At 40.3% G+C, this 4556-nt stretch carries 5 protein-coding genes; all 5 read left to right on the top strand.

Annotated features, from left to right (window positions below):
* The first annotated feature begins 205 nt into the window (after positions 1–205).
* On the top strand, positions 206–2137 hold the full coding sequence (locus CYP05_RS07525; protein WP_103642495.1) for a flagellar assembly protein A: 1932 nt from the start codon (positions 206–208) through the stop codon (positions 2135–2137).
* The gene (ruvA, locus tag CYP05_RS07530) at positions 2137–2691 is read left to right on the top strand and encodes a Holliday junction branch migration protein RuvA (RefSeq protein WP_087581616.1); all 555 of its coding nucleotides are present in this window, start codon (positions 2137–2139) and stop codon (positions 2689–2691) included. The genes CYP05_RS07525 and ruvA overlap by 1 nt, the downstream gene beginning before the upstream one ends.
* A gap of 11 nt (positions 2692–2702) precedes the next feature.
* Positions 2703–3743 carry a D-alanine--D-alanine ligase gene (locus CYP05_RS07535; protein WP_103642496.1) on the top strand — a complete coding sequence of 347 codons (1041 nt, stop codon included), beginning with the start codon at positions 2703–2705 and terminating at the stop codon, positions 3741–3743.
* A gap of 64 nt (positions 3744–3807) precedes the next feature.
* Entirely contained in the window at positions 3808–4038 is a 231-nt protein-coding gene (locus tag CYP05_RS07540; protein ID WP_002942153.1) for a type II toxin-antitoxin system Phd/YefM family antitoxin, read from the top strand.
* Positions 4028–4556, top strand: a 529-nt coding sequence (locus CYP05_RS07545) for an alpha/beta fold hydrolase (RefSeq protein ID WP_103642497.1), incomplete at its 3' end; no start/stop codon positions are given. The genes CYP05_RS07540 and CYP05_RS07545, both read left to right, overlap by 11 nt.

Here is a 4556-nt window from a genome sequence, read left to right on the forward strand (position 1 = left end):
GCCGTTAAAAGATCTCTTATAAGCCCTAAAATCCTTGAAGTCATGATGCCAACTGAGTTTGAAAAAAAGCCTTTTATAAACATCGCCCACCTAGTAAATTTAAAAACGCAATAGTAACAAAAGATGCTTTAAAGCTTACATAACCCAAATTTAATAAAGTTTTAGAGATAATAAGAGCCAAAATTTTATGTGAAATGGATCAAATTTGAGCGAGAACGTGCAAGAAAACGAGAGATTTTTACCGCCAACGCAAATTCAAACTTCAACACCTTATCTATCGCTTAAAGAGCTAAGCAAACAATATAGCGTGCCGGTAGAATTTATAGATTACAAACTCTCAAATATCTTAACTTACTACAAAAACAAAGACAACGTCGAGCCAGTTTTTGTCCCTGAAGAAAATTTAAGCTTTTTTGATGACAACACATTTTATCTTGACGAGACGCTAGAGATCGAGCAGGTCTATGACGTGGAGTTTTTTGACGTGAGGCTAAATGCCACGCCAAAGCTGCCAAAGATCGACATCGGCGTAAATTCAACCATCACAAAGGTCATCGCAAAGGTTAGAGCGAGCAAAGAGTGCGAATACGAGCAGCACTACGAAGATAAGCTTTATGAATACATCGCAAAGCAGCTTATGAAGGCTCAAATTTTAATAGGCATAAGGATCGGCAAGCTAAAAGAGGAGCTAAAGCAAATCGCTTCGATCATCCACGTAAAAGGCGAGCTTGACAAGGACTACACGCTAAATTTAACCCAGGGCATCAACCCTAAAAAGGCGATCGACGCTAAGATCATCTACTACTACAAAGACAAGCTTGATGGGTTAAAAGACGAAGATAAGGTTGATTACGCTGATAGGGGCTTTGTCTTTGGCGTGGCAAAAGATGAAGTGATAATGGAGGAGAAAAAGTCTCACGAGGGCGCAAATGGACGCGATGTAAGAGGCAAACTTATAGAGGTTGCAAAGCCAAAAGAAGAGAGCGAAAAAGAGATAAGCATAAGCGAAAATATCGAGCGCGTAGAAAATGATGAAAGTATAAAATACATCGCTAAAAAAGCAGGCTACGTGGTTGAGAAAAACGGCTCTTTTGACATAGAAGAGCGCATAGAGATAAATGAAGCAAATTTTAAAACGACTGGTTCTATCCAAGCAGGCACTGACACAAACGTCACATTAGTAGTTCGTGAGACTGACACGATAAAAGACGCTATCGGCACTGGCATCATCGTGGAGGCTGATGAGATCGAGGTAAAAGGAAACGTCGGCGCAAATGCGATGGTCAAGGCAAATGATGTAAATATCGGCGGTCAAACTCACCAAAAGGCTAAAATTTATGCCAAACACGCCAAAATTTCTATCCATATCGGCAAGGTAGAGGCTGAAAGCGTCGAGATAGATAGGCTAGAAGGCGGCACTGTCATAGCAAAAAGAGTGAAGATAAATAGCGTAGTTGGTGGCTCTATAACAGCTCAAAACATCCAGATAGACACGCTTGGCTCAAACTGCACCATCACAGCCTCGCACCTAATCGACGTTAGATATCTAAGAGGCACTGATAATAAATTTATCATTGACGCCAGCAAGATGCCTGAGAGTGCGGAGGCTACGCAAGATCAGCTAAGCAAGATAGAGAGCACCAAGTCTGAGCTAGCTACGCTTCTAAAAAATATAGAGAGCAAGAAAAATGTCATCAACGAGAACAAAGACTCGATCTATACGATAAAAGCTAAGATCGAAGAGCTCTCAAAGGCCAAGGTGATACCGCCAGTTACGTTTATGAAAAAGCTAAAAGAGTATCAAGGGCTCGTTAATGAATATAACACCTTGCTTAGGATATTTAAAGAGAAAAAAGAGCTTTTGGCTGATCTAAAAGATGAGCTTGAGATGATGCAAAATGGCATCTTTTCAGCCAAAGTGATAAACAGAGGCAACTGGATCGAGCTAAATGAGATAAGATTTGTCATCGTCGATCCTCCGCAAAATGTCACCTATATCTCGAAGCAAAACGAGACCGCCCACGTCATCACACTAGATAAATTTGATAACGGCGGCGAGGTCGAATATAAGATCAAAAAGTCAAACAAACTTGAAGACTACGCGGATATAAATTTCATGGAACAAAAGGTTAAATGATGATAAAAGCAATCGAAGGCGTCGTTACAAAAAAAGAGCCTGCATTTGTCATACTTAAGACAAATAGCGGCGTAAGTTATGGGATTTTCATCTCGCTTTTCTGCTCAGCAAAACTTAGTAAAGGCGAAAAGGCCGAGCTTGCCATAACGCAGATCATAAGAGAGGACGCAAATTTACTCTACGGCTTTTTAGACGCAAACGAGCAAAAGATGTTTGAGATGCTTATAAAGCTAAATGGCATCGGAGCTAGCACAGCGATGGCGGTTTGCTCAAGCCTTAGCTCGCAGGCATTTACAAACGCCATAATAAGCGGCGATGCGGACACTTTTAAAAGTGTACCAGGCATCGGACCAAAGACAGCTAGGCGCATAATAGCCGAGCTAAGCGATGCTAAGCTTATAAGCGACGAGAGCGTGCCAAGCTACCAAAATGAGGCGCTTTTGGCACTTGAGGCGCTTGGCTTTAAGCGTGAGAAGATAGTGAAAATTTTGCCTGATTGTAAGAGTGAAAACACGAGCGATCTTATAAAAGAGGCACTTAAAAAACTAGGATAAGGATAAAAAAGATGAATTTAGGCGTGATATTTGGAGCAAAGAGTTTTGAGCATGAGATAAGCATAGTAAGCGCGATAGTTTTAAAAAACGTCCTAAAACAGGAGCTAAAATTTATATTTTGCGATGCAAATAGGGACTTTTACCTGATCGAGCAAAAGGATATGAGGGCAAATTTCTTTAGTTCTGGCAAATACAAAAACTCAAAGAAGCTATCTTTAGCAAAGGGCGGCTTTTACATGCACTCGCTTTTTGGCGCAAACAAAGTTGAATGTGACGTCATTATAAATTTGATCCACGGTATGGACGGCGAAGATGGCAAGATAGCGGCACTTTTTGACTTTTACGGGGTCAAATACATAGGTCCAAGGCTTGAAGCAAGCGCGCTTAGTTACAACAAAGAGCTTACTAAATTTCTAGCGCAAAAGGCTGGTGTGAAGGCGCTTGACTATGAGATGCTAACTCGTCAAAGCGAGCCAAAATTTCACTATCCTATTATATTAAAGCCAGCAAGGCTAGGCAGTAGTATCGGCGTGAGCGTCGTGCATGATGATAGTGAGCTTGCCTACGCAAAAGACGTAGCGTTTGAATTTGACAAAGATGTTTTAGTAGAGCCCTTTATAAAAGGTGTCAAAGAGTATAACTTAGCTGGCTGCAAGATCGATGGAAAGATCAAATTTTCTATCGTTGAAGAGCCAAAAAAGAAAGAATTTCTTGACTACGAGCAAAAATATCTAAGTTTTTCAAATGAAAATAAGGTAAAAGAGGCGGAAATTTCTGAAGAGCTAAAGCAAAAGCTTAAATTTAACTTTTCTAAAATTTATGATTGTGGATTTGACGGAGCGATCATTAGATGCGACTTTTTTGTGATAGATGACGAGGTCTATCTAAACGAGATCAATCCAAACCCAGGCAGCCTTGCAAACTATCTGTTTGAGGACTTTGAGAGCACACTAAATGCCCTTGCAAACTCACTTCCAAAAGAGCGTGAGATAAAGATTGATTATAAATTTATAAACTCGATCACTTCGGTAAAAGGTAGCGGCAAGCTCTAGTTTATTTAGCGATATATAAAGTAGTTTGTGATATTTTACGTAAAATTTTACATAAAGAGCGACAATGGTAACTTTTACAAAAGATGAAATTTATACAGCAACCGAGGTGGTTAGAAATTTTAGCTCTGTCCTTTCTCGTGTGGGAGCTAGCGAGCTAAAGCGCGCTGTCATCGTTAAAAACAATAAATTTGAAGCTGTCCTTTTAAATATGGAGGAGTACGAGCGCCTTTGCGAGGCAGTAAGCGTGCTTGAGAGCATTTATGCTGCTAAAAAGAGAGAAAACGATGGCGAGTAGGGCGGTAAAATACGGCTCAGACGAGTATGAGATCAGCTACGAAGTAGTAAATCCAAAATGCAAAAAAGTAGTGCTCTTCTTGCACGGCTGGGGCGCAAACAAAGAGATAATGAAAAAGGCTTTTGGGCACTATCTAAATGACTTTTGCCACGTATATATCGACATGCCAGGCTTTGGTAAAAGCTCCATTTTTAAGCCTTTAAAAACAAGCGACTACGCAAAAATCGTTGCAAATTTCTGTGACGAGCTACAAATAAAACCAGACATCATCGCAGGACATAGCTTTGGCGGCAAGGTCGCAACACTTCTAAAACCACCATATCTAGTGCTTTTAAGCTCTGCTGGTATAGTCGTCAAAAAGCCATTTATCGTGCGAGCAAAGATAGCAATTTTTAAAATTTTAAAGATATTTGGCTTTGGTAAATTTTACAAACTCTTTGCCACAAAAGATGTGAGCGGCATGAGCAGAGTGATGTATGAAACCCTAAAAAACGTCGTTGATGAGGATTTTACAAAGC

The organism is Campylobacter concisus (assembly GCF_002913545.1).
In the GTDB taxonomy this organism is placed as follows: domain Bacteria; phylum Campylobacterota; class Campylobacteria; order Campylobacterales; family Campylobacteraceae; genus Campylobacter_A; species Campylobacter_A concisus_AV.